The sequence below is a fragment of the Pirellulaceae bacterium genome, from assembly GCA_019636385.1.
In the GTDB taxonomy this organism is placed as follows: Bacteria; Planctomycetota; Planctomycetia; order Pirellulales; family Pirellulaceae; genus Aureliella.
The window spans coordinates 970,233-994,357 of sequence record JAHBXT010000003.1 but is presented as its reverse complement, the minus strand read 5'-3'; the positions used below and the strand labels follow the sequence as shown (position 1 = coordinate 994,357).

17 protein-coding genes are annotated in these 24,125 nt (G+C 54.5%); 9 read left to right on the top strand and 8 right to left on the bottom strand.

Features of this window, described 5'->3' with window-relative positions; genetic code table 11:
* Nucleotides 1-7: 7 nt before the first annotated feature.
* Together pgl and KF752_14500 are read right to left on the bottom strand one after the other, a co-directional pair.
* On the bottom strand, nucleotides 8-781 hold the full coding sequence (pgl, locus tag KF752_14505) for a 6-phosphogluconolactonase (protein ID MBX3422763.1): 774 nt from the start codon (nucleotides 779-781) through the stop codon (nucleotides 8-10).
* Nucleotides 781-1,368: a metal-sulfur cluster assembly factor gene (locus KF752_14500; GenBank protein ID MBX3422762.1), complete on the bottom strand. Its 588-nt coding sequence runs from the start codon at nucleotides 1,366-1,368 to the stop codon at nucleotides 781-783. Before KF752_14500 ends, pgl begins: the two co-directional genes overlap by 1 nt.
* Nucleotides 1,369-1,762: 394 nt before the next feature.
* Between KF752_14500 and KF752_14495 the strand changes: the two genes are divergently transcribed.
* The 3 genes from KF752_14495 (at nucleotide 1,763) to KF752_14485 (ending at nucleotide 9,132) form a co-directional block, all read left to right on the top strand.
* On the top strand, nucleotides 1,763-3,655 hold the full coding sequence (locus KF752_14495; GenBank protein MBX3422761.1) for a ferredoxin: 1,893 nt from the start codon (nucleotides 1,763-1,765) through the stop codon (nucleotides 3,653-3,655).
* A gap of 784 nt (nucleotides 3,656-4,439) precedes the next feature.
* Nucleotides 4,440-6,713: a bifunctional SulP family inorganic anion transporter/carbonic anhydrase gene (locus KF752_14490; protein MBX3422760.1), complete on the top strand. Its 2,274-nt coding sequence runs from the start codon at nucleotides 4,440-4,442 to the stop codon at nucleotides 6,711-6,713.
* Nucleotides 6,714-6,795: 82 nt separating this feature from the next.
* Nucleotides 6,796-9,132 (top strand): bifunctional SulP family inorganic anion transporter/carbonic anhydrase, encoded by a 2,337-nt coding sequence (locus KF752_14485; GenBank protein ID MBX3422759.1) that lies wholly within the window; start codon nucleotides 6,796-6,798, stop codon nucleotides 9,130-9,132.
* Nucleotides 9,133-9,141: 9 nt separating this feature from the next.
* Here the strand turns inward: KF752_14485 and KF752_14480 are convergent, their stop codons facing one another.
* On the bottom strand, nucleotides 9,142-9,420 hold the full coding sequence (locus KF752_14480; protein MBX3422758.1) for a hypothetical protein: 279 nt from the start codon (nucleotides 9,418-9,420) through the stop codon (nucleotides 9,142-9,144).
* Nucleotides 9,421-9,439: 19 nt separating this feature from the next.
* Nucleotides 9,440-10,222 (bottom strand): hypothetical protein, encoded by a 783-nt coding sequence (locus KF752_14475; GenBank protein MBX3422757.1) that lies wholly within the window; start codon nucleotides 10,220-10,222, stop codon nucleotides 9,440-9,442.
* Nucleotides 10,223-10,453: 231 nt separating this feature from the next.
* On the opposite strand from KF752_14475, the gene KF752_14470 reads away from it, so the two are divergent.
* A complete protein-coding gene (locus tag KF752_14470; protein MBX3422756.1) occupies nucleotides 10,454-11,644 on the top strand; it encodes an HRDC domain-containing protein in 1,191 nt (396 codons plus the stop codon).
* Between the two features lie 78 nt (nucleotides 11,645-11,722).
* Here the strand turns inward: KF752_14470 and KF752_14465 are convergent, their stop codons facing one another.
* The 4 genes from KF752_14465 to KF752_14450 form a co-directional block, all read right to left on the bottom strand.
* A complete protein-coding gene (locus KF752_14465; GenBank protein ID MBX3422755.1) occupies nucleotides 11,723-12,943 on the bottom strand; it encodes a peptidylprolyl isomerase in 1,221 nt (406 codons plus the stop codon).
* Between the two features lie 127 nt (nucleotides 12,944-13,070).
* Entirely contained in the window at nucleotides 13,071-14,381 is a 1,311-nt protein-coding gene (locus KF752_14460; GenBank protein ID MBX3422754.1) for a PQQ-like beta-propeller repeat protein, read from the bottom strand.
* Nucleotides 14,382-14,611: 230 nt separating this feature from the next.
* Complete coding sequence (locus KF752_14455; protein MBX3422753.1) at nucleotides 14,612-15,049, bottom strand: hypothetical protein; 438 nt, start codon at nucleotides 15,047-15,049, stop codon at nucleotides 14,612-14,614.
* Nucleotides 15,050-15,277: 228 nt separating this feature from the next.
* On the bottom strand, nucleotides 15,278-15,745 hold the full coding sequence (locus KF752_14450) for an NUDIX domain-containing protein (protein ID MBX3422752.1): 468 nt from the start codon (nucleotides 15,743-15,745) through the stop codon (nucleotides 15,278-15,280).
* 226 nt (nucleotides 15,746-15,971) lie between these two features.
* On the opposite strand from KF752_14450, the gene KF752_14445 reads away from it, so the two are divergent.
* The 5 genes from KF752_14445 (at nucleotide 15,972) to KF752_14425 (ending at nucleotide 24,012) form a co-directional block, all read left to right on the top strand.
* Nucleotides 15,972-16,682 carry a UbiX family flavin prenyltransferase gene (locus KF752_14445; GenBank protein MBX3422751.1) on the top strand — a complete coding sequence of 237 codons (711 nt, stop codon included), beginning with the start codon at nucleotides 15,972-15,974 and terminating at the stop codon, nucleotides 16,680-16,682.
* A gap of 214 nt (nucleotides 16,683-16,896) precedes the next feature.
* Nucleotides 16,897-18,510: a S1 RNA-binding domain-containing protein gene (locus KF752_14440; protein ID MBX3422750.1), complete on the top strand. Its 1,614-nt coding sequence runs from the start codon at nucleotides 16,897-16,899 to the stop codon at nucleotides 18,508-18,510.
* Nucleotides 18,504-19,463: an NAD(+)/NADH kinase gene (locus KF752_14435; GenBank protein ID MBX3422749.1), complete on the top strand. Its 960-nt coding sequence runs from the start codon at nucleotides 18,504-18,506 to the stop codon at nucleotides 19,461-19,463. Before KF752_14440 ends, KF752_14435 begins: the two co-directional genes overlap by 7 nt.
* A gap of 69 nt (nucleotides 19,464-19,532) precedes the next feature.
* Nucleotides 19,533-21,419: a CDC27 family protein gene (locus tag KF752_14430; GenBank protein ID MBX3422748.1), complete on the top strand. Its 1,887-nt coding sequence runs from the start codon at nucleotides 19,533-19,535 to the stop codon at nucleotides 21,417-21,419.
* Between the two features lie 274 nt (nucleotides 21,420-21,693).
* Nucleotides 21,694-24,012, top strand: a complete 2,319-nt coding sequence (locus KF752_14425; protein MBX3422747.1) for a hypothetical protein — start codon at nucleotides 21,694-21,696, stop codon at nucleotides 24,010-24,012.
* The last annotated feature ends 113 nt before the right edge of the window (nucleotides 24,013-24,125 follow it).

Genomic DNA, 24,125 nt, shown 5'->3' with positions numbered 1-24,125 from the left:
AGTCGAATCAATCTGTCTCCACTACCAATCCCTGCGGCGGAACAACCGAACCCAGAGCCGCCCGGTCGACAAAGAAATTCAACTCGGCTCTTTGGGGCGCGATGCCTTGAGCTGGAAAGCGGTGTAGGTCATGCGGACTATGCCACAACGCTTGCAGTGCTGACGACTTGCTGGCACCAGACACAAGAAATGCTACTCGCTCGGCAGAATTAACAAGCGGGAACGTAGCGGTCATTCGCCAGCAATCCAACTTGGCTACCCAGTTGGCGACATAGCAGCGTCGGCTCTGTGTCAGTGCCGAGCTGTCGGGAAACAGAGATGCGGTATGTACATCGTCGCCCAGGCCCAGCAACACACAGTCCAGCATTGGCCAGCCATCAGGCCGCTTGGTCAAGCGATCTCGCAGAATGCGTTCGTACTTTTCAGCGGCCACCGTCGCATCGCCGCCAGGATCGGGAATGGTCAGTATGTTGTCATCTGGAATCTGAATGCCGCCTAACAAGTTCTCGCGAATCATACGATAATTGCTGTCCTGGTGATCCGCAGGAACATTGCGCTCGTCACCCAAAACCAGTAGGACTTTATACCAATCGACGCCCTGCTGTTGTGCAGTCTGGCTCAGTACTTGATACAGTCGCTTGGGCGTGGAACCACCCGCCAGCGCCAGGGAGAAAGGCCGATTACTGTCTGCTTGATGATCGACCATCGCCTGGATCAGCCACTGAGCGGCCTGACCTACGAGCGACTCAAAGTCGTCGCTTACCCACAATCTGGTAGACATTAGAAAATGTTCAATTGATCGCGAGCATCTTCGGTCATCATGTCTGGGGTCCAGGGTGGGTCCATAACGACTTTGACCTCCACCTTGGAGACCCCCGACATCGCTTCGGTTACGCTGCGACAGCCTGAAACCAATTGTGGCCCAGCCGGACACATGGGACTGGTGAGAGTCATTTCTATCTGTACTTCGTATTTGGTCGGATCTTCCTGACTGACCGCCACGTCCACCACGTAAACCAACCCCAAATCCACAATGTTTACGAACAGCTCTGGGTCAATCACCTTCTTGAGTTGTTCGCGAACCGACTCCTCGCATACGCGACCGCTTTCTCCCGCATCGACGCTCGCCAACGCAGATCCAGTATATGAGGTTTCACCAGCGATAGCCTGGCCAGTGTCTGTAGATCCCTCGACCGGAGTCTGGTTGTCGCTGCTTGCTCCTGGGATTATTTGCTCACGAACTCCGCTGGGAGCCGCTTCTCCCCACTCCGACGCAACTTGGCTGGACTTGGCAGAATCGGCTGGCGCATGCGGCTCAGCGGGATCTGCAACCGCCTTCGAAGACTTGGAAATTAGATCGTCAGACATATCGAAGCCGCATTTCTTCTAAACACCGTGATGGTCACCGTCGCACCATTCTAACATCGACGTAGCAACGTCGGAAAGTTCTCAGGGTCTCGGTTTTGCCAAGTTTCTAACCGGTTTTCTAGCCAGTGGGCCGTTGCTGTAGCGAACAGTTCAGTGATCTGGATTTCCGGCCCGTCGATATTTGGCCAATAGGCTCGCAGCCACAGCTCTTAGAAAAAATAGGCAATCTGGGATGAATTGCTCGCAACTGCGCTCAAAACGGCTATCATATTGGCCCAGAGTTCCTTGTTCTCAAAGCCCGCGTCTTGCCCAAGCCTCCGATTTTGCGGAGTTGGCAAGTCGTCTAATGCATGCAATGCGTTCGTTTGCCGTATTGCAGCAGGAGAGATTACTGATGAATAGAACGCTTGTAATGTTGGTCTGTGCCATAACAGCCCTCGGCGTAGCCGATGCTTATGGTGGCCATTGTGGTCTGTGTCGCCGTGGCGGATGTAGCGACCCCTGCACGGCTAGCTCGTGTGCCGGGCTAGCCTATCACCACGGATCATGCGGCGGATGCGCCTCGATGGGTGGCGTTGTTGCCGAAGGATGTGGTCAAGGCTGTGGAGCGGCTCAGGGTGGTTGTAGCGGTGTGCACGGTTGCGGAGTAGTCGGCCAAGGCGTTGGGGCGCATGGTTATGCGGCGATTAGCGCTGCTTCCATCGTTCGCCAGGATTTGATTGACTGCGGCCCCGTGGCATCTTATCAAGTAGTTATGCAATCCGAATTTGCAACGGAAATTCGAGCTGTCCCCTACACTGAATATCGCGAGGAGGTTCGCTATCGAACGCGCGCGATCTCACGTCAGGTTCCTGTCGAGGTCCAAGACTATCGCACGAAGACGGTCATGGTTCCCACCACGGAAACAAAGACAGTCGAATATTCTGTGTTGGTTCCTAAGCACGAGGAGAGACAGGTTCAAGTCACCGAAACTGTTCCTGTCTGGAACGAAGTGACCGACAATTACACGGTTAAGGTTCCAACAGTCGAAGAAGTCCCAGAAGAGTACACGGTTCGCGTACCTCAGGTTCGCGACGAGCAGTTCACCTACACAGTGCAAGTTCCACAGGCACAGACCATTCAAAAGACTCAACGGGTAACCAACGCAATTCCCGTCACCAAAACGCGAACGGTTCAAGTCTGCCGTCCGGTTATTCGCACGCAGACAGTAACTCGTGATATGGGGCACTGGGAAATGCGAATTGAAGAAGTGGCCGCCTGTGCTGTTCCTTGTGCCTCAACTGCTGGCTCCAGTGGAATTACAATCGGCGGTTGCGGTACCGGCACGACCTACATCAATCATTCCGAATGTGGCGGCTGCGGACAAGCGACCTATGGCTACGACAATTGTCTAGCAAGTGGTCAGCAAACCGTCTCCAGCTCGTGTGGAAGCTGTGGTGCCTGTGGCTCGTGTCGAGCACGCGGGGGTTGCAACGGTTGCAGTCGAGCCGGCTCCATCCCTTGCGGTTCAGGCTGTGGCGGTGCAAGCGGCGGCTGTGCTTCCATCAGTGGTACATCTGTGTCTCATGGCGTAATCAGCGGAGGTTGCAGTTCTCCGGTTAGCCAAACCGTGACACGCCGTATGTGGGTTCCCAATATGGTGACTGAAGAAGTGCCCGTCGTAGAGAACGTCACCCAGGAAGAAGTGATCTCCTACACAACGTACGAACAACAAACGACCGAGGTGCCCTACGAATGCACGGTGGTCACTTACGTTTTGGAAGAACGCACAGGCACACGGAAAGTTGTTGACTACGTTAATGAAACCCGCACGCGGACTCGCAAAGTCATCAAGTACAGCGACGAGACCCGCACCAGAACTCGTAAGGAACTGAGCCACAAACAGGAAACTCGTACTCAGACCGTTCCCTACATTTCATACTCAACCGAAAAGCGGACCAAGGAAGTCAGCTTCACCATTCATGTACCTCAAACCGAGGTCGAGACATTTACAAGCACACGATACGACACAGTGCAAGAAGAAGTCTCTGAGGAGTACACTGTTCGCGTTCCCTACTGTGCCTATCGGGAAGAGCAAGTGCAAGTTTGTCGTATGGTACCCAAGCTGGTTCCAATCACGATCAATCCTTGCCAAGCCAGTGCGAACCCGGGACCGGTCAGTTGCGGCACCAGCCTCGGTTGTGCAGGCTGTTCCGCTGGAGCGGGCTGTAGCAGTTGCGGTTCGCCAACGCTGGCACCCCTGCCGGGTGACTGCTCTGCACCAAGTTGCCCTTGTGCAACTCGTTAGTCGCTCCCAAAGCTCGTGAAATGCATCTTGAATGGCAAAAAGGCGGTTCGGAGGAGGCTAGTCCTTCGAACCGCTTGGCATCACGTCTGTCAGTTTATGGAGCGAATTGGCGATATGAATGACTGGGGAAGTGGCTCGGACGGGCTTTCCTAAGTTGGTGAACTACAGTGTGAAGCGGGTATTTTTAAGGATAAGCAGTTGACAGTCGTGGCGTGATTCGGTAATCCTACTCAAGTTATGCGCCCAAATTACCCACATTGTCTCCCTGTCGGACTCTATGCGCACACTGTACATGCGGCAATTTTGCAGACTGCTGGTAGTATTGCTGGCAGGTCACGCGCTGTTATGTCCGAGTCTCGTGGGTGCTGTGCAAGCAACCTGTGTAGTGACCTACGAAGTTTCGGAAGCCCCCGTCGAAGGCGACTCAGAAGGCGGTGAGGCGGGGCAAATTTCACAGCGTTACTTGGCTAACAGTGGCAAGTACCGCGCCGGCCGCTGCTCTAAATGGACCGCATTTTCTCCAGGCACTATAAGCAAGGGCGGGCGTCTAGTAACGAGAGCTGGCAGTGGTCATCGCGTTTCTGACGATATTCTTGCGCCCATTCGATGCTGAGTATTGGACATGCTTCAGCATCGCAATGTGGATGCTGTAAGACGCCAATCCCACGAGCAGCAATCTGCGGGTAAGGCTGCAGGATACCTCTTAGACTGCAGGGTTGGTAGGCTGCCTGGCAGACACCTGCTCAGTTCCCCAAAAAATCTCGCGTAGTTGATCGGTTCTCGAATGTTCAAATCCATAGCAAAAGACTTCTTGTCAGGCACAATTGTTTTCCTGGTAGCGCTTCCATTGTGCCTGGGCATTGCCATTGCCTCGGACGCCGATCCGATCGCCGGACTGATATCTGGCATTGTCGGTGGGATTGTGGTGGGACTGGCCAGTGGCTCGGCCACCAGCGTTTCTGGACCGGCGGCTGGCTTGACTGCAATCGTGGCCGCACAGATTGCAGGGCTGGGTAATTACGAGACATTTCTCACCGCCGTAGTGCTGGCAGGCGTCATGCAGATTGGCTTTGGTCTGCTCAAAGCTGGTGCCTTGTCGGCGTTTTTTCCATCGAGCGTTATTAAGGGGTTGCTGGCTGCCATTGGTATTATCCTGCTCTTCAAGCAGCTTCCTCTTTTGTTTGGTTACTCGAAGGACATGGGACTGGAATTCGGCCATGCTGAAGCGCTGGTAGATTACGAACAGCACCCACATTCAGCGGAAGATTTCTCGCATCCGGTGGGAGATATTATCGTAAGTTTCTATCGGGCGATGAGCGACTTGATTCGACACGAAGAGGGGTTTCAATTTGGAGCGATGACAGTTGGCTTGTTTTCGCTGGTCTTTCTGATTGTTTGGGACAAGATTCCCAGGCTCAAAAAGTCGCTGGTTCCGGCCCCGTTGCTTGTGGTTATCTTGGGTTCTGGTCTTGGTTGGCTGCTCACCAAAATCGGCGGCAATTGGGACATTACGCATCAGCAGTTGGTAGACGTTCCCAAAGCCGAAAGCGTGAGCGCGTTCTTTGGAATGCTCAAGCGACCCGACTTTTCTCAATTGACCAACATGTCTGTGTACATCGGTGCCATCACGATAGCCGTCGTGGCGTCGCTAGAAACGCTATTGAACCTGGATGCGGTCGACAAGCTAGATAAGAAGCAACGCATCTCGCCTCCCAATCGCGAGTTGTTTGCACAGGGGCTAGGCAACATGACGGCGGGCATGTTGGGTGGAATCCCTGTGACCAGCGTGATTATACGTGGTTCGGTGAACGTGAACGCTGGGGCCGAAACGAAGCTGTCTGGCATTGTTCACGGCGTCTTGTTGCTGGGCTGCGTCCTGCTGATCCCACAGATATTGCAGATGATCCCCCTGTCCTGCTTGGCGGCCATTTTACTACTTACCGGATTCAAATTGGCCAGTCCTGAGTTGTTTAAGCAAATGCTGAGCGAGGGCAGGTATCAGTTTCTGCCTTTCCTATTCACGCTAGTAGCGATTGTTCTGACCGATCTACTGGTAGGCATCTGCATTGGATTAGTACTCAGCCTGTTATTTATACTTAACAGTAACCTACGACGCCCAGTGCGCCGAATTCACGAGAAACATGTCGACGGTGATTTGCTGCACATCGAACTGGGCAATCAAGTGAGCTTTCTGAACCGTGCGTCGCTGGAAATCGCGATGCGAGAAGCACCTCGTGGCAGCCGACTACTGATCGATGCTCGGCGCACCGACTATATCGACCCGGATGTGCTGAGCCTGATTCGTGACTTTCGTGATAAGACGGCTCCCGCATTGGGCATTAAAGTGCGGTTAGCTGGATTCCGTGAGAAATATTTGTTCAACAGTCAGGTGGACTGCGTAGATTTCTCAGTCCCGGAACTACGAGAGAAGTTACAACCGGATCAAGTGCTGCAAATCCTAGCTGATGGTAACAAACGATATGTGGAGGGGCATCCCCTGGACCGTGCATTGCTCCGCAACGTGACACCACTGGCCGACAGTTCTAAGGCCATCGCAGTCATCATCACCGGGATTGACTCGCGAACGCCCGTAGAGTTGATCTTTGACTTGGGACTAGGGGATGCCTTTGTAATCCGTATTCCCGGAGTAGTGATTGGACCACGCGCAATTGGTGGCGTCGAGTATTCGGTGGCCGTAGGGGGAGCCAAACTGGTGGTTGTGCTAGGACACGCCGACAGTTCTCTGCTATCGCTGGCCATTCACAATGCTTATTCGCCGGACAACATGGCAGCCATGGCCGGATGTGCTCAATTGGAGGAGGTGCTAGTGAAGCTGGCAGCTTCCATTGAACAATCCGAAGCCATACAGTTTCCCAGTCTCACTCCCCAGGCTCAAAAGGATTGCATGCAGACAATTGCACGTCGGCATGTTGCAAGAACGGTCGAGCAGCTGGTTGCTGAAAGCCCAGCCCTTAAGAAATTGGTAGATGCCGGTCAGGTAAAAGTCGTTGGTGCTGTGTACGAATCGGCCGGTGGGATTGTCCGATTTTTGGATTGAATTTAGTCGGACGAATCCAAGGGCGGTATAACAGGTCAGAATGTGACACTTTGAGCTTTCACAAAGGCTCAGGAGCGAGGAAATGTCTGCGGATGAAAAGTCACTTGGAGTTGATGTTAAGCTCGGCACTGATTCCACGTTGAAAGCCAATCGCGATTTGCCGCTGTTCACCGGCTTGGTTAAGGAATTCGGGGCTGCCATCGTTGTTGCCTGTGTGGCGATTCCGATGGGGATGGGCATCGCCACTCTTTCCGGAGTTCCGCCGGAATCGGGAATTCTGGCTGGAATTATCGGTGGTCTGGTCGTTGGATGGTTGAGCGGTTCACCGACCAGCATCACCGGGCCGTCGGCAGGACTCACCTTAACTTTGACTACTTTGTTGGGGACACTGGGGACGTTTGAGACCCTTCTACTGGCCATCGTGTTGGCCGGGCTGTTGCAAATTCTATTTGGGATCTTCAAGTTCGGTTGGATTTCCAGCTTTTTCCCGTCCAGTGTCATTGAGGCCTTGTTAGCTGGTATCGGTATCATTTTGATCTTCAAGCAAATTCCGCACCTGCTGGGTCACGATACCGATCCGGAAGGGGATATGTCCTTTGTTCAGCCGGATCGCCACAATACTTTTTCAGAACTGACTTCGTTGCTCCAGGGGGAAATCCATCTGGGCACTGCGGTGGTGGGAATCTTCACTCTGGCCGTGCTGTTCGGACTTCGGCATGGGTGGAAGTCCGGTAAACCACCGCTACCCGCGATGCTCTTGGCCATCCTTTTTGGAACAGTGCTCAGCTTCTTCGTGAACCGCCTGGGTGGCACATGGGTGATCGATGGAAAGCATTTGATTCAGTTGCCTGTCTGGAGCGGTGAAGTGGGTTGGTCATCCCAACTACGCTTTCCGAATTTTCAGCAGTTCACCAATCCACAGGTGTATTTAGTCGCCTTGGCAATCGCAGTGGTCTCTTCGGTAGAGACATTGCTCAATTTATCCGCCACCGATCGCTTGGACGAGAGCGACCGACCCAGCCCGGCCAACCGAGAGTTAATTGCCTTGGGCATTGGAAATACTCTGTGTGGTTTGATCGGCGGAATTCCCATGAGCGCGGCCATTGAACGCAGCGCCGTGTGCTTGCAGGCTGGCTCGCGTACCAAATTGTGCGCGATTCTTCACGGTCTAGTCTTGTTGGCGGCGGCAACAATTTTGCCATTCGCATTTAACCAAATCCCGCTTTCGGTTCTGGCTGCAGTATTGATCGCTACTGGCTGCTGGTTGACACGACCTGCCGTGTTTGTCCGAATATGGAAAGAAGGGCGATACCAGTGCATTCCATTCCTGGTCACGATCGCCGCTATCCTGCTGACCGATCTTCTGATAGGAGTCGTGGTAGGCTTGGTCTTTGCCATTGGCTTCATCCTCAATAGCAACCTTCGCCGACCTTTACGGCGAGTCGTTGAAAAGTACAGTGGAGGTGAAATCCTTCACATTCACCTGGCCGAACAGGTGAGCTTCTTGAACCGCCCGGTCATTGAGCGCGCCTTGCGCGAGGCTCCTCCGGGAACACATATTCTCATTGACGCTAAAGATTCAGATTATATCGACCCCGATATTCTGTCGATGATCCGCACCTTCGCCAGCAAGTCCGACGTACATCAACTGAAAGTCAGCTTGCGCGGCTTTCGGAAGAAATACTCGATCGATAACGTCATCCAATTTGTAGATTTCACCAGTCGGGAAGTTCAGGAGAGGATGACTCCTTTCGAGGCTCTACGCATTCTTGAGGAGGGCAACCAGCGATTCTGCAATGATCAACGACTCTCACGTGATTTAGGTCGAATGGTGAAGGCCACTTCGGCGGGTCAACATCCTTTTGCAGCTATTTTGAGTTGTATTGACTCCCGCGCGCCGGTAGAAACGATTCTGGATCTGGGCGTCGGCGATGTCTTCACAGCCCGAGTAGCCGGCAACGTAGTCAGTCCCAAAATCCTGGGCAGCCTGGAATACGCGACGGCGGTGGTAGGCTCCAAGTTGATTCTAGTGTTGGGCCATACGAAGTGCGGGGCTGTACATGCCGCCGTTAAACTGGCGGAAGCCGGAAAAACCGGTGCAGAAGCCACCGGCTGCCAACACTTGGATTCTATTCTTCAAGAGATTCGACCATCGATCAATCTGTCCGCCTTGGGGACCATCGATCAAGAAGACGAAACCAACAGAAACGAGTTTGTAGAAGACGTGGCGCGCCGCAACGTGATCTACTCCGTTCAGAATATCGTGAACACTAGTTACACGATTCGAAAGCTTGTAGACGAAGGTCGCTTAGCAGTGGTCGGAGCCGTCTATGATGTCAACTCGGGCCGAGTCGAGTTTTTGCGACAGGACGCCGTTGGAGATTTAGATGCTGCAGATTTGCGAACGACTGCGTCCTAGAACCAAGCATCAGTCGTAGTTGGGTAAAGTCGATTTTAGCGCGGCCGTTTGCTGAACTGGTCTGCCAAGATTGCCCGACCGCGTTGCGCCAATCGGTTGCAGTATTTGACTGCCCGCCGGACGCTGCGCGCCGGTGGGTAGATCGATCTTCATTTTTAGGGGGCCGTAGCAGTGATTAAAATTGTCGATGAACTGGAACACATCGGTCTCAGGCAAGCAGATGCCGCCGACGATTTTCATATCTTGACGTATCACCCCCGACAAGGGCTCTCGGCTAGTACTGGACATCGCTTACCCGTCCTTCACTTTATTCCTGCCCTGTATTTCCGCCACCGAATACGCATTTGGAACCTTGAATTAAACTCACCCACTGTCGGACAAGTCGGGGGCTGAGGTGTCCGCGTCGATCGCCTTCGCACACCGCCCCGCGCACCGCGACGGCCGCGCAGCGCAGATCACGCAATCTCAGTACATCGGCGATCTGCAAGCTACCGGCCAATACGATTTGCACTCCGCCAACTTCCAATTGCTCGATCCATCCGGCCAATACCTCTAGTGGCTGATGATCCAGCAGTCGCTGACCGTTCTTAACAAACGTATCTACCAGCAAATAGGGGCTTCGATTGGCAATCGCCCAGTCAATGACCTGTAGAGGCAGCGCAGCTTCACAGTTCTGCCAGTCCGCATAAACGACTGGAACGAGCTGACATTCCAATCGTTGCGATAACTCGCACAGGCTAGTTGGCCAGCGTGAATTGTATCGCATGGACGACAGGCCGACTTTCGCAAACCTAAACCAGCCGCTCAGACGGATCGCTCTCTGGATCTCCAAATCATGCAGCTCACCCAGTGCGACGCTGCGTTGTGGGAATGCATCGAGCAACTCAGCAACCTCGCTTGCCACAGCAGATCTGGGACAACCCAGCGAGCCTGCCAGCGGTTCTTTCAGGTCGATCCAATCCACGCCGCTTTCCAGACAAATCTGTGCTTCGTCAGCGTTTCGCACGCTGACCAGCAACCCCGGTGACCAACCGCTGCTATCGAAGCGATCACGCTGGACATCGACCGAGCGTTTCAGCGAGGGCATCACGATAGTTCGGGCTCCCAATTCTTTATTGGCATATCTCGATCATATCCAGCGCCAGTAAAATCCACAGAAGATGATGGGGTAGCTGGCAATCCCCACTCCAATGGTGCTGCACCTACCGTCACGACAATGGTATGTTATACACTGCCGAGGTTGAGACTTAAACTCCTAGATAGCTGCGCCCCTATTGCGCGCTCAGCTTGGAATTTGCGGGGATGACACGTGGGTGGAGCCGTGGTGCATTACGAGCTGATTGACCGTGACGAACAATTGCCTGCGGTATTACAAACGCTGCAGTCGGCCGACCTGCTGGGGCTGGATACTGAATTCATTGCCGAAGACAGCTTCAAACCCGACTTGTGCCTGCTGCAAATCGCGACTCGTAAGCGGATTTTCTTGATCGATGCGATTCGCCTGAGTTCGCTGGACGAGCTATGGCGGTGCATCGTGGACCCCAGTCGAGTCATTGTCGTTCACGCTGGTCGCGAAGAGATTCTGTTCGCCTATCGGGCCACCAATCAAACATTCCGCCAGTTGTTTGACGTGCAACTAGCGATGGGCATGTTAGGCGGAGAATACCCAGCCGCTTACGGGAAACTGCTCCAGAGGCTGCTTGGTGAAAATGCAACCAAAGGTGAAACTCGCACCGATTGGCGCCGCCGACCGCTGTCGACCGCGCAACTGGAATACGCCGCACTGGACGTGTTGCATTTGCCTCAATTATATGACTTGCTGACCGGCCAGTTGCAGGCTGTCAACCGGACCCAGTGGTTGAGCAAGGAGCTGGAAGTTCGTCAGGCTGGGTTGGTCGAGTATGAACGTGCCGAGGGTTGGACTCGTTTCCCAGGGGTGCAGAAGCTCACAGGTCGCCAAATGGCCATCGCTCGTTGTATTTGGCAATGGCGCGAGGAACGTGCCAAACATAAGAACATGCCTGCCCGACGAGTGCTCCGCGACGACTTAATTATCGAGCTGGCCCGTCGTGGCTCAGCAGACCAACGGCGCATTGCACACATTCGCGGCCTTCATCACAGCGGATTTCAGCGCTTCCTTCCGGAGATTGCCCAGTGCATCGAAGACGGTTTATCCGGTCCCGTTCCCGACACCCCCTGGTCAAGCGAAAATGGATTGCCGCGGCCGCCAGTACTCCTGCAACAGTTCTTGACAGCGGCCATGAGCTATCTGTGTCGAACTCATGGCATCTCTCCTGCGATCGTCGGCACGAGCGACGATGTCAGCCGATTGGCAGCTTATTGGCTGAAAGGCCAACAGTTGCCGCCGGACGATCCTCGCTTTCCGAATCTGCTTCGGGGCTGGCGAGCTGAAATGGTTGGCAATCCGCTTTATGAGATTTACTGCGGCAAACGATCACTGTACGTTCACAAGCCTGGCGACGAAATGCCATTGGCATTGTGCGACGTGTGAGAGTTTACAAATTCAACCGCTCTGAAACCGGGCCCAACTTGGCTCCCGATATTGACAGACTCAACGGTCTTTTCCATCTCACTGGCCAGGCTCGCCAGTACCTACTGGCTCTGAAGGCGATTGCGCTGCACCGCGTCCAGGTTGTGGCAGCCCAGGTTGTGGCAGTCGTGTTGGCCGATAGTCATGTAGACGCTTGTTTAGGACGGTTACAGAAATAATCTCATCGGCTTCGGCCGGTGGTCGCTCCTGCGTTTTTTTGTCGGATTTAGCTTTGGGATCAACTCGATTCAGTCTGGCGACATTGTGCATACCGGAAATCACTCGGCCAAAGACGGTCGCTTGAACATTAAGGGATGCGTTGGGCAGGAAGCTGATGAAGAACTGCGAACCGCCACTATCGGGCAGGTCGGGTAGTCGAGCCAGCCCAACGTAGCCACGAAATAGCCCGCGGGCGACTGCGGCGTCGCGCTCGGCCGGGATAAAGTAACCTGGGCCACCGGTACCGTCCGATTTAGGACAGCCTGCTTGAGCAACTCCATTATCGACGACCAGAAAGAAATCGCTGAAATTGTAAAAGCCCTGCTCGGCCAGCGACACAAAATTGGCGACTGCTTGTGGAGCCTGATTCTCAAACAGTTCGATCACAACCTTTCCCTTGGTGGTCTCCAAATGCGCCTGCGGCAATGGATCCCCGACCGAATCCTGGCGCAGAATCTCTTGTTCCCTTGTCCACTGTTTTTCAAGCACATCCACATCGGCAAAAAGCTTGAGCACCTCGGGGCTGGCTTGCTGACTATCAATAAGCTGCTGGAGCGGCTCACGCGCCAGTTGATACTGGTTGTCGGCTAAACTGCACAACACTAATAGACGCAACAGATCGTCAGCGGGATATCTTGCATGGTAAAGTCCCCGGGCGATGGGCAGTAAGCCTTCGTAATCATCGCGCCCCGCACCTCGCTTGAGCGCCTCGTACAGCATGCTGCCAATGTCAACGCTCTCGGCCGGAGCCTGCTGGAATTCATCCAATGCCGCCTGCAACAGCGATTGATGATGAACAAAACCTTCCTCTCGCAAAAAGCTCCATTGTTCACGTAGCAACTGCTGTTCGGAGGGTAGATCGCTAGCGTGAAATCGGAGCTCCGAATCAAACAGCCTTTTGATGTGCTTTCGAAAGTTGTCGATGCTTGCCTGAAAGGCCGCAGTTTTGGCCTTAACTTCAATGAACGTGGGCTCGTCGCTAGAGTGCGCTGGCTGAGCGATCGCAGTTTTGCCGATTAAGCCGACTAGTAGGCACGACATCAGCATTACCTGCCCAATTGAGGCCTGTAATTTGTAGCCTCTGGGACGGTTGCCGGGTAGGCTGATCGGCGATGGGGCGCATGAGCTGAGTAACATATTGCTGATGTGCAAAGTTAAATTCTGACTCTTACTTGGCAACATTGGCCGCTAGACTCACACACACGATCTCGCTGTCATTGCGGGCCACTAGGCAGCGGTTGGCAAAGGCCGGATGGCTCCAAACAACTGATCGTCCGAAGCATTCCCCGGTAGGCTCCAGGACTTTCATACGTCCCAGCTCTTCGTACCCAGACCGAGACAGTCGCGCCATGACCAGATGACCAGTCTCAGTGAACAGGAATGATTGCGATCCGTTCTGTACCAGGAAAGCCGTACCATGTGATGCGCGCCGCTGGCCACCTGCTGTCAGTTCCAATGTCTCCCACAATCGTTGCCCATTGGCCATATCAACCGCTACAAAATTGCCGGTCTGACAATCTGATCCGTACACGGTATCGCCTATCCACAAGGGCGTGGCATTTGCCGCATAAATAGCTTGCTTGACCTTTCCGGTCCAAACAGTCCTGGCCGGTTGGCCGTGCCCATCAAATTCAACCAATGCCGCTGTATCGCCAATCCCGCTGGCAAACAACAGATTTCCCTGGACCCGTGGAGCGCAGATTGACATGGCATATTGTGGAGCCAGCGGATAATTCCACAGCTCTTGGCCACTCTGCAAATCCAACCCGCAAATGGCCTGCGGGTACCAAATCATCAACTGCTGACGACCGCCAAATTCGGCAATCGACGGTGGGCAATATCCAATCTCTTCGGAACTCAGAGCTCCCCAAACCTTCTGGCCGGTGTGCTTGTTGAGCGCCACGACCAAGGTGCCTTTACCTCCGGCCAGCGTGTACAGCAAATCACCATGAATCAATGGATGTGCCGAATAGCCCCACAGCGGGCACTGGCAAGCAAATTCTTGAGGCAAGTTCTTGCGCCACAAGACATCACCGGTATCGACATTCAAGCAATACAGATCGCCTTCTGCTCCCAGCACATACACTCGCTGCCCATCAACGGTCGGTGTTGCTCGAGGCCCTGCAGCATACGAGATGTTATATTGTCTGGGGTATTCAAATTTCCACAAAAGCTCACCCGTAGCAAAGTTCAGGCACAGCACGCGCTCTTTGCCGCTACGACTGTCACGAGCGCTGGGATTGTTTTTCAGCTCTTGCGATTCGGCCAGATAATCGGTCACAAACACTCGACCGTCGGCTACCGCCGGGCCTGAGTAACCTCCGCCGATCCTAGTTCTCCACAAGACCGGCAGCCCCTGGTCTGGAATTCGCTCGATGATGCCGCCCTCGTGCCAAATTCCGTCGCGATTCTGGCCCATCCACTGTGGCCAATCATCGCACCAGCCGGCTTTCGAGCCGCCTATGATCGATAGGACCATCAACAAACAGCAGATTCGTCGGTCGTCTAATCGCATGGCTGTAAAGCTCCTACTACTTATGGTTAATTGCTGGCCCAAAGCGCCGTCAGCAAGTGCACGTGTTCGGCCTTCGCTTGGCCAAGCCGGTACAACTTCATGTCAGGATTACGCGTAATAGCCCGCCGCCAGTTGGTTTGGCCCGCATGGCAAATCTTGTATGCCGCCCAAGTTGTTGCTGAAGCGGCAGAGCATCACGAATCTTCCGAGAAGGATGGTGGCGCTAGGCCATTGTCCAAGTCGTCTCCGTATTGCGAATCTAGATCAAAATCACTGCCTGGATTCTGCTGTTCGATTCGCTGCATCTCGCGAGCAACCCATGGGGCCATGAGCACCCATCCTGCACCGAAGAGTACAAAGCTCAATATCAGGCTGCCGGTGTAGGCAGGCATCACCTTGCCGAGTTGCCAGCTTTGCTTGTTCTGCCACCCAAAAATTAGGGCCAGCAAGTAGCCGAACCCGCAGACTAATATTCCAATCAGGGTGGCGATTCCGAGACCAGTTTGATTGTGCTGAAACATTTTTACGATGATCAAGATCGCACAGACAAATCCGACCAAGGAAAACAACGTTGCCAGGGCCACCATGGCCATTCCAACTATCGTCACAGCGTCCATCGTCACAGCATCCATCGCAATTCTCCCTAGCGGTTTTACTCTCGCACTGTGTGAGTAGCTTCCTGTGCGCGGCACTACGATTCGGCGCACGTTAGTAGCCGAATTCTATCACATAACGCCAGCTCTGAAATATCGAGTCGCGACTTAGATGTGATGAAGCGGCAAAGTCAGATTCGTTATTGTGTCATTCTGTTAGCTAGGCACGCCGTCCGATCGTTTACGGTCCTACGCATGGTAAAATGTTCAATCGTCATTGATCCAATGCGAATTGGGCACGCCGGCCCGATCAGGTAGAACGAACTCGTTCTTAGCCCATGCTTTAAAGAAGGCGGGGACGCTGGGCAGCAGTTTGGGGTGTTTTAAGAGACTAACCGGGTCCAGCCACATCCATTCGGCCACTTCGCTGGGGTTGGCAATCGGTTCTGAGTCCGGATGTCGCTGGACGATCACCCACTCCAATTCGGTTCCCCAAGAGGTAACACTCCGCCAGACGTGGTCTGTGGCGGTGCCTACCAGACTCAGTTCTTCCAACAATTCCCGCTCAATTGCCTGGTGCGGCGTTTCGTGGGCTTCGATGGTGCCTCCGGCGAAACAAACCAGATCCGGCGCGCGCACCTGCAAGCTGCGACGGATGACCAGGAACCTGCCGTCTTCGACAATGATCGCTACCGCACCGCGACGCGGCTTGCCAAATCTGGCTGGCTGCCCCATGCTGACTTTCCAGTACGAATCAATAATTCGCAGCGTCCATATCGCGTTGAACCTTAGCCGGCCAGTATAGCAACTTCCAAGCCAGCGCGTCAGCACAGCTTCCCAACAAGGGACTGACCAACCACAATAGCTCTGTGGCAAGCAGGAATGTGAGCTACTCAGTTTGTTGCCGAACGCGATGACAACTGCAGTCACGAAGTTCAATTCACTTTTTCGCTCGACGCTGATGGCAAAAGCTTTTGAAAAACAACGCGATTTGACTCCCAGCCACGACTTGCCGGTGGTGCTTGGCATTACCGGAGCTTCAGGTGCCATCTATGCAGCCCGAACGCTCCAGTGGTTGCTGCAGGAGGGGTTAACTGTGCACTTAGTAGTCAGTCGCGATGGATTGACGGTCGTGCGCCACGAGCTCGGATATCATGGGGAAATGCGGCTGGAAGACATACCTGCTTTCTTCGAGGCCGCCGGGCGTATATTACGTTTAGACACCCGTTCCGTAGCACCTGTGCAGGGTCTTGAAGCTGCCATCGACTGCGGCAAGCTGCACATTCACCAGCCAGACGACTATTTCGTACCGATCGCCAGCGGTTCGTATCGTACACGAGCAATGGTTGTCTGTCCGTGCTCGGGAAGTACCCTGGCAGCCATCGCACATTCGCTGGGCCGCAATTTGGTGCATCGAGCTGCGGAGGTGCATTTGAAGGAGCGTCGCAAGTTGATTGTTGTACCGCGTGAGACGCCGCTGAGCACAATGCAGATCGAAAACATGCAGCGGGTGGCCGCTGCCGGTGCGGTCGTCTTGCCCGCCAGCCCTGGTTGGTACCACGGAGTCTCCAGCTTAAGCGATCTGGTGGACTTTGTTGCAGCCAGGATTTTGGACCAACTTGACGTTTCGCACCAGCGCTCCAGCCGCTGGCAAGCGATCGACGAGTCATGAAACGTCCGTCAACTTTCAGGATTTTGAGGGCGAAATTGCTAGACTATGAACCCAGCGGTCGAGCCGTAGGCAGAGCGCCTGGGTTTGGTAAACTAGTGTCCAATCAATATTGACTTTTCGCGAACCATGGGCGGACTGGTAGTGGTCCGAACCTATTAAATTCACAGGGCCATCGCGCCATGCCGGTGCGTGGGTGTTTTTTTCAGCTACAACTATGTCAGAACCAGAATCGTTCGAAGCTTCTAGCGCACCAGACAACTCCTCGCAGCCTTCGGTTGAGCCTCCCAAGTCATCTGCCGCCAGTTTGCCACCCGCTCGTTCCGGCCCAATTAGCCTAGACCGCATCCGCCAGTTGCGTCAAAGCCAGCAGCAGTCTGCGCTACGCAGGCCCGGCGGTGCAGCTTCTGCCGGTCGAACTCGGCAGCAGGTCTCGGGTAACGATGCGACGGCCGTCGACACTCCGGCTAAACCTGCGCAGTCGGACCATTCCGGCGATGCAACGCAGACTCGTCCTAGTCCACTGGCGACCGCACCCAGCGCATCCAAGTCGCCAACGCCAGCTATTGCTAGCCGAGTTGCCGTTCCTTCGCTCCGACAGCCGCTGTCAGCGGACCTGGAAGACGAATTTAATCAAGCTCTCAGCGGCGATCTAAACTTAGACACGATGTTGGTCGGCGACGCATTGCTGCAAGTTGGTCGCGAACTGGGCGAAGGTCAGCGAATCGCAGCCACCGTGATGAAGGTTCACGAAGAGAACGTGTTTGTGTCGCTCGGCGGACCAAACGAGGGCGTGCTGTCGATACTGCAATTTACTCAACCTCCCGAGGTCGGCATGCAGCTAGAGGTCATCGTCCGCAGCTTCTTGCCTGACGAAGGTCTGTACGATGTGAGCATTCCCGGCAGCACAGTTTCGGTTGCCGACTGGAGTGAGATCAAAGAAGGCGAACTGGTGGAGGTCGTGGTTACCGGATCTAATGCTGGCGGGCTGGAGTGCCAAGTCAGCAACATACGCGGTTTCATTCCCATCAGCCAAATTGCTCCCTATCGCATCGAGAACCCTGCCGAGTTCGTTGGCCAGCGAATGTTGTGCATCATTACCGAAGCCAACCAGCGTCGCGGTAATCTGGTCTTGTCACGCCGCTCGGTTTTAGAGCGTGAAAATGCTGAGCAGCGGGCGCAGCGTCTAGCGGCCCTAGCAGTTGGAGATCAAGTCAAAGGCACGGTTCGCAAGATTATGGATTTTGGTGCATTCGTGGACATCGGTGGCTTGGACGGATTGTTGCACATCAGCCAGCTGTCGTGGGAGCGAGTGAAACATCCTAGCGAGGTGCTGCATGAAGGACAGCAAATTCAGGTTCGCATCGAAAAAATTGATCCTCAGACTGGTAAAATCGGCTTGGCTTACCGTTCGCTGCAAGACCACCCATGGAGCGGCGTTCAAGAGCGCTTTCCAGTTGGTGCCGTGGTTAAGGGCACGGTGACGCGCATCGCAGAGTTCGGTGCGTTTGTGAAACTGGCCACCGGAATTGAAGGCCTAGTTCATATTAGCGAGCTGGCTCATCATCGCGTGCACAACGTCAGTAGCGTAGTTCATGAGGAGCAAGAGGTCGAAGTCAAAATCCTAGCGGTTGAAGCAGACAAACAACGCATCGGATTGTCGATCAAGGCCGTTCAGGCTGCACCGCTGTCGGACGAGTCCAGCGACCAAGCGGCGGCCGATGAAGCGGCAGCAAAGCCGGCTGCACCGGTCCTGCCAAAACATCGCGGCCCCTTAAAAGGCGGTATCGGAAAGTCTAGCGGAGGCGAGCAGTTTGGCCTCAAATGGTAAGCTTGGAGGTGCTGGTTGCGGTCAATCCTAAATCGGGTACGGGCTCCGGCCAGAGGCTGATCGCAGGATTGACTAATGCATTACAACTAGGCGGATGGAACTGCCATGTGTCCGATTCGCTTGACCAGGTGCAGCACAGGGCAGGCCAATTGTGGGCTCAGCAACGACTGGCGGCCGTTGTGTCTGCCGGTGGTGATGGCACAGTATCGGCGTTGGTGAATCATCTGCCGACCGAAGTCCCGATACTCATCTTTCCGTTAGGAACAGAGAACCTCTTAGCGCGACATTGGGGACTGACTTGCGATGCTCAGCAGGCATGCAACACGTTGCGGGCTGGACGCTGTGTTCACATGGACGTGGGCTGCGCCAACGGCAGGCTTTTCTTGGTAATGCTCAGTTGTGGATTTGATGCCCAAGTCGTTCAGGCATTGCATGCCAAGCGGCACGGGCACATTCGGCAGTGGACCTATGCCTGGCCAATTCTACGCACCTGGGCTACCTATCGTTTTCCGCTGATGGGCTGGCATGTCGTGGGTGGGGCCAAATCGGAAGTACGTCAGCGAGCCTGGATTTTTATATTCAATGTGCCGCGTTATGCTGCAGGTTTGCCGTTTTGCCCTCAAGCCGACCCGTTGGATGGACGTTTGGATGTGTGCACGTTTACGCAGGGCGGTACCTTGAGTAGCCTTTACTATCTGTACCGTTTATGCCGCGGAACACATTTCGAGTTAGACGACTTCGAGCACTCGGTGCAGCGTTCGCTGCGCATTGATCCGCCGCTGGACGGAACTGGCAAACCACTACAAATACCGTATCAAATTGATGGCGATCCCGGAGGCTATCTACCGGTGAATTTACAGGTACAGCCAGCTCGAGTGCGACTATTGGTACCGGAGACTACCCAAACCGGCGATCCTTTGCCTGTTCAATCACTGGCCTGGGCGTCAGGCTAGTTTATCATGCGACGTCGAACCATTATCGTCGCCTGCTCGTAGCATCAAGCGAAAGCAACGAATCGGCTCATGAAGCATTCGATCAAGCAAACATGTCTGTTCTGGATATTGGCCATTGTGGTGGTGGGCTCGGGAGTGTCGTGCAAGAAGCGGACACGCGATATGTCCGAACAGATCGTTCGGCAATTGGACCAGAAAACGCTCAAGACCGACTCACTGCGACAAGGTATGCGCAACTTGGCTCAGATGACCCCAGCCAATCGCAAAAATCTGACCGAAGAGGTTCGCGTACTGCTGAACACGTGGGTTAAGGCAGCCCACTCCGATGGCGAAGGATTGACTGAATCCAAATTGATTTCAGGGTGGGATCCGGCGGCCATGCGCCAAGTCGGTAGCGAGTCTTTCAGCCGACTGCAGTTCGCAACGGCGGATATCGACTACTTGTTTCAGTGTCGCTTAATGCGGCAATTGTCCAACTGGATCATTGCTGAGCCGGTCCGCGACACGTTATTGGAGCCCGCCCTAAATTCCAAACAACAGACGCTGGATACTGGCGAAGCTGTCAAACTGGAACATGCCTATAAGTTGTTTGACTGGACGATTCGCAATATCAAACTGGCTGGAGTACCTTCGTCTCAGGCGCAGATTAAAACGCCTGACCCTCGCGAACCGCTTACCGATGGAGGTGTGGGCTACAGTCTGTTGCCATTGGAAGCAACCTTGTACGGGGCGGCGGACTTCATAGTCAGAGGGCGAGTGTTTGCTGCGCTGGCAGCTCAGCAAGGATTGACTACCTGTTGGATTTCGGTTGGAGCTCAGCCCGGACACTCCGGCGATCTGCTGGCGATGGGCGTACTGATTGGTAAACAATTGCTGTTGTTTGAGCCGAAGTTGGGACTGCCTATTCTGGACCCTGACGACAGCACCTGGGCCAGCCTGCCAGACCTGGCAAATAATCCGCGTATTCTGCGGCGCATGAGCTTGCCGCAATACCAATACGCATTTGACGCTCAAGCAATTCGCGCGGTCCAACTATTATTGGATGCGGTTCCATTTGCAACCAGCTTGCGAGCCAAGTTATTGGATCAGGGATTGTTGGGCGACGAGCGAATGACGGTGTATGCAGACCTGGACGCAATGGCCAATGAATTAGCCAAGGCTGTACCGAATTCGACTACGGCCGTGTGGCAGACGCCACTTTTAGCGCAGTTGTTTGCCGCTCAAATGCAAGAACGACTTCGCGAAACAACCGACTTTTCCATGCGATATATGGCTGAGCACGGTGTATGGCTGATGGATAATTCGCTGGCCAACGGGCGCTGGTCGCACCTGGCCGGGAGATTTGAAAAGTCGATGGATCATCCAGGTGCATTGAAGCTGTATATCGAAACGCGAATCGACGAACAAACCCTTGGCAAGTTAGCCTACGATCCAGATGTGCAAAAGTCGCTGGGCTTGTTCCGCGGCAATGCCGAAAGCAAAGAACAATTCGAAGCGCGCGTGCTGCAAGCTCATTCCATTTTTTCTCGAGCCAAATTTGACGTGGCCTATATGCTGGCACAGGCGCATTATGACCGCGGTGATTTTCAGTCCTGCGCAGGCTGGCTCAAGGATCGGGTACTGGCCGATCCGCGCGCCATGCGCTGGCATGCTCCAGCCTGGTACCTGTTGGCCCGCGCCTACACTCAGCTTAACCGTCTGGAAGACGCCGCTCATGCTCTGACACAACCTGCCGTCGACCTGGCTGGTGGAGGCACATCCGAAACGATCAATCCTCAAGACGCCGGAAATCGCCTGCGCCTGCGGTATCTGCGTCGTCAACAGATGGAAGCTGCGGCCAGCACACAACCGGACTCACAACCGTCCGACACGCACACGCCACCAAGCAACGCTCTCGACGATGGTTCTACCGATCCTGCAATACCTGCCGCCGACGCTGGAGGAGATTCCCCATAATCTGCCAACTGCCGTCGGCATGTGACGCTAGCAGGCCTGGGAGTGTCCAAGATGACATCTGCCAGTCGTGGTCCCGTTGGCAGGATGTCAGTGGAATCGAGGCCAGCTCCGACTCCAAACCGCCCAGCGCACAATTACGGCGACCAGCCAGAAGTTTTGAATATTTGGCAATTTTCTGGCACGGAAACCGGCTCCGTTTGTCACTAATACAGATAGACAAGCCTCAAACACACCCTTGCTGACCAGCTTGCGAATCTGAGTTAGGAATACGACCATGCGACTTACACTGAGAACCCTGTTGGCCTATCGCGATGGTGTGCTGACGCCATCGGAACATGACGACCTACATCGCCGCATACAACAGAATCCAGATGCAGTTAATCTGCTGCGGAGAGTAAACGAGTTGGTCGCGAGTCGAGAAATTCTGTCGCCACCATTAGAGGCCGGGGATTTGAGCGCGGCAAATATCATCGCTGAATATCTGGATGATACGCTGACGTCACAGCGTGTGGTGGAGCTTGAGCGGTTATGCTTACAGCACAGCGAGCACCTGTGTGAACTGGCGCATTGCCATCAACTATTGTCCGAGGCGATCCGCAGTCGCGTTGGTGTCCCCGATAGTTTGCGCGAGCTGGCTCTGAGACTGAATAATTCCCAGCAACCAGCTCGCGGGCCTTCGTCGGCAACGCAACCTGAGCCAGTGTCATCAAGGAATGCACTTGCCAACAGCGCGCACGACACCACGGTACCGGCTCAGCCCATCAAGCTGGTTGATTCATCGGAAATGCCCGGCCACGTGCAAGTGAACGTTGAAGTTCCGATGATGGCTTCCGGTGGCGGCACTATCAGACATGCAGGACTAAACTTGGAAGGTGCAAGTCTATCGCGCGAGGTACCCGAGTACCTGCGAGGTTCGCGCAAGTCGAAATGGCAATTGCCTACAGCCATTGCTGGCCTGCTGGTCGTGGCGATCTTGACCGTCTTGCAATCGCTGGGATCTCTGGAGGAATTGCGCTTACTGTGGCAAACACCCGCAGTTGCTGATAGTTCACGCTCCCAGAGCGCTCAAGCCACAGCGAGTTCAGATGCCTCCAAAGTGAAAACGACTGCCTTGGCGGAGCCCACAAGGTCAGGCGATAAACCAACAGACAATGTACAGTCTGGTGAGGCAATCAAATCTGAAGAGTCAGCAACCACTTCAACCAGCGCTGCCCCCCCCAGTCTAGACACTCAAGCATCCAATGCTTCTCCAGCGCCAAGCGCTGCATCTAATGCTCAGGCGACTGATGATAGTGGCGAATCGACTAAGACCGAAGAAACTTCTGAGGCCGACAGTTCACTTTCCCAAACGGAAACAGCAGGCAAGGACTCAAATGAGCCACCGCCGCCACCGGGCGAAGTCGAGTCGCCGGACGTTATTCACCTGGGATGGAGCCCAAGCGACAATGTGGAATCGCAAGCGACGTTGCTGTCAAGACAGCCAGGTGGCACTTGGCAGTCCCTTGCTCTGAATGTACCGCTGGCGTTACCCGTAACAACGCTTTCCGCCCCGACCTGTCGATCAACCATCGAGTTGGCTGGTTGGAAAGCCACTCTATCGGGCGCGTCCGTGATTGAGTGGAACGCACACCGAGGGCAGATTCAGCTCACTACCGGTTTAATGCGTGGATTATTTGCCAGCCAATCGCTAGAGCGTCCCCTGCAACTATCCTCGCCGTCGGGTGATTTTGAGGTCACACTACTTTCACAGACTGCTTGGCTTGGAATGGAAGTTGGACGTCGCGCAGTCCGCCACGGTTCAGTGGCGCAGAGCGATACGACGACACCGGTGACCGTCATCGTGGTTATTAGTGACGATAGTCCAACCGATGCGCCGTTGCTACGAGTGCGAAGATTGCCGTCCGGGCAGACGATCGAAATCAGCCAAACCGGCAGCGGGGTCGCTGCCTTAGGTGGCGACGAGCCAATTCAGTTTGTGCTCAGCAATCCACCGCGCTGGTATGGCAAGCGCTGGATTCGTCCAATAGATCAAATAGCGCACGGAGATTTACAGAACTTGTTGCAACAAGGAACTGGGCCGGTTGCCGATCAGTTGCTCGACTTGGCAGCTGACTCGCGACCAGAAGTGTCGGCACTGGCAATTCAATTGTCTCTATTGACTGGTAATTGGCAGCCGTTTGTTACGGTGTTGTTGACCGAGGACCGATTGCGAGGGCATTGGAGTACATCGATCGCTCTAGCGCGGCAGTTGTGGGCTAGCAATTCTGCAATGACTGGCTCGTTAAGGACAGCTTTGGATGTTCAGTTTGGACCCGATGCCCGGCGTATTTATGATCTACTTGGCGGACTGTCCCAAGATCAACTGTCGACCGAAGGGCTCTTGGGGCTGGTCAAGGGGCTGGAGTCGCCCACCTTGGCGGTGCGTCTGCTTTCGGCCTACGAGCTAACGGAATTGACCGGAGTCGACAATGGCTACCTGCCGCACGCGCCCGTACGGGCTCTCATTCAGCAGTATCGTCAGCAATTGGCCAATGGCAAACTGACGATCCGCCCGGTTGGTGATCCGATTTGGGAACGCACGGGCTTGCCGTAGTCAGACTGCTATGGATCGAGTCGGATTGTGCAGCCTCTAACAATTGTGCTGCTACGCAGTCAGGCAGTTAACGACTTCTAGCGGCCATTGAGTCCATTGCCGGTGAACGATGA

What these genes read in the sequence shown, in the direction of transcription:
- pgl (MBX3422763.1), bottom strand. Translation starts at nt 781, where the DNA reads ATGTCTACCAGATTGTGGGTAAGCGACGACTTTGAGTCGCTCGTAGGT.
- KF752_14480 (MBX3422758.1), bottom strand. Translation starts at nt 9,420, where the DNA reads ATGTCCAGTACTAGCCGAGAGCCCTTGTCGGGGGTGATACGTCAAGAT.
- KF752_14440 (MBX3422750.1), top strand. Translation starts at nt 16,897, where the DNA reads ATGTCAGAACCAGAATCGTTCGAAGCTTCTAGCGCACCAGACAACTCC.
- KF752_14430 (MBX3422748.1), top strand. Translation starts at nt 19,533, where the DNA reads ATGAAGCATTCGATCAAGCAAACATGTCTGTTCTGGATATTGGCCATT.
- KF752_14425 (MBX3422747.1), top strand. Translation starts at nt 21,694, where the DNA reads ATGCGACTTACACTGAGAACCCTGTTGGCCTATCGCGATGGTGTGCTG.
- KF752_14485 (MBX3422759.1), top strand. Translation starts at nt 6,796, where the DNA reads ATGTCTGCGGATGAAAAGTCACTTGGAGTTGATGTTAAGCTCGGCACT.
- KF752_14450 (MBX3422752.1), bottom strand. Translation starts at nt 15,745, where the DNA reads ATGGGGCAGCCAGCCAGATTTGGCAAGCCGCGTCGCGGTGCGGTAGCG.
- KF752_14435 (MBX3422749.1), top strand. Translation starts at nt 18,504, where the DNA reads ATGGTAAGCTTGGAGGTGCTGGTTGCGGTCAATCCTAAATCGGGTACG.
- KF752_14460 (MBX3422754.1), bottom strand. Translation starts at nt 14,381, where the DNA reads ATGGTCCTATCGATCATAGGCGGCTCGAAAGCCGGCTGGTGCGATGAT.
- KF752_14455 (MBX3422753.1), bottom strand. Translation starts at nt 15,049, where the DNA reads ATGGATGCTGTGACGATGGACGCTGTGACGATAGTTGGAATGGCCATG.
- KF752_14465 (MBX3422755.1), bottom strand. Translation starts at nt 12,943, where the DNA reads ATGTCGTGCCTACTAGTCGGCTTAATCGGCAAAACTGCGATCGCTCAG.
- KF752_14495 (MBX3422761.1), top strand. Translation starts at nt 1,763, where the DNA reads ATGAATAGAACGCTTGTAATGTTGGTCTGTGCCATAACAGCCCTCGGC.
- KF752_14445 (MBX3422751.1), top strand. Translation starts at nt 15,972, where the DNA reads ATGGCAAAAGCTTTTGAAAAACAACGCGATTTGACTCCCAGCCACGAC.
- KF752_14500 (MBX3422762.1), bottom strand. Translation starts at nt 1,368, where the DNA reads ATGTCTGACGATCTAATTTCCAAGTCTTCGAAGGCGGTTGCAGATCCC.
- KF752_14490 (MBX3422760.1), top strand. Translation starts at nt 4,440, where the DNA reads ATGTTCAAATCCATAGCAAAAGACTTCTTGTCAGGCACAATTGTTTTC.